Here is a 986-nt window from a genome sequence, read left to right as displayed (position 1 = left end):
TCGATCTGCTGCAGATTCTCTTTCGAGCGGCGCAACGTCCGGTCAACCGACTCAGATAATTCGGCCAGTTTGGCATGCAGGGCCTTAAACGCCTGGTCTTGCACCGCCTGCACCTGTTTCCAGTGGATTTCCAGCCACTTTTCGACGTGCTGTTCCTGCGCGGCTATCGGCTCGCGCTGCCAGCATTCCGAAACGCCGAACAGGTAATCGATCGAAACTTCGTAAACCTCGGCCGCCTTCGGGATCAGCCACAACGGCACGCTGTTGGTATCCGTGGCCCCTTCGATCTTGGCCAGCTTGGACGAATTGCCATACCCGAGCAGCTTCGCCGCCTTTTTCTGAGAGAACCCGCATAACTCGCGCGCCTGTACCATCCGCGCGCCAAACGTTTTGACGATCTCCGCCTGCTTCGCGGTTTTCGATTGCTGAATCTGCATACTATCCCGTCACTCGATTGCGGCTCAGTACGCGGCGCGCTGCTTGGGCGCTCGCGTAGGCTTTCCGGATCCGATATTGCAGCTGCGACCCGGCCGGCAAACGGTCGAAATCCGGATTCATTTCCTTGAAAGCGGCCAGTGCTTCATGGATGGCTTCGATCTCGGCCGGCAGCCCGCCGACGGCCGCGGCCAGCGCTTCCACCTGGCGTTCGAGGTGCAGCTGCTGGACGGCCCAGCGGCTGAACCATTGGGTTTGCGTCCGATGAAGGTAGGCGCCGAACTCCCGATCCTGCCGGGTCTTCGGGTCGATTTCCCAGTCGTCGCTGAACCCGAACAGATAATCGACGCTCACGTCATAGACCCGCGAAGCCAGCCGGATCAGTTTCAACGGGACCGCCTCGACGTCGACGCCGCTTTCTATCCGCGCCAGATAAGAATCCGAAATGCCCAGCCGGTCGGCGGCCACATGCCGCGGGAGTTTGCACAGTTCCCGCGCTTCGGTCAGCCGACCGCCGACAAGCTGGATAACCGCGATTTCGTCCTTATCGA

Annotated in this window: 2 protein-coding genes; both read right to left on the bottom strand. The window is 60.4% G+C overall.

The window, feature by feature from the left end; translation table 11 throughout:
- The coding region (locus JJL52_RS21105; protein WP_202054494.1) for a helix-turn-helix domain-containing protein at positions 1–437 on the bottom strand (437 nt) is incomplete at its 3' end.
- A gap of 1 nt (position 438) precedes the next feature.
- A partial coding sequence (locus tag JJL52_RS21100; RefSeq protein ID WP_202054493.1) for a helix-turn-helix domain-containing protein occupies positions 439–986 on the bottom strand: 548 nt, incomplete at its 5' end.

It is taken from the genome of Candidatus Methylomicrobium oryzae, assembly GCF_016745425.1.
GTDB lineage: Bacteria > Pseudomonadota > Gammaproteobacteria > Methylococcales > Methylomonadaceae > Methylomicrobium > Methylomicrobium oryzae.
This window is presented reverse-complemented; position numbering and strand designations above follow the sequence as displayed.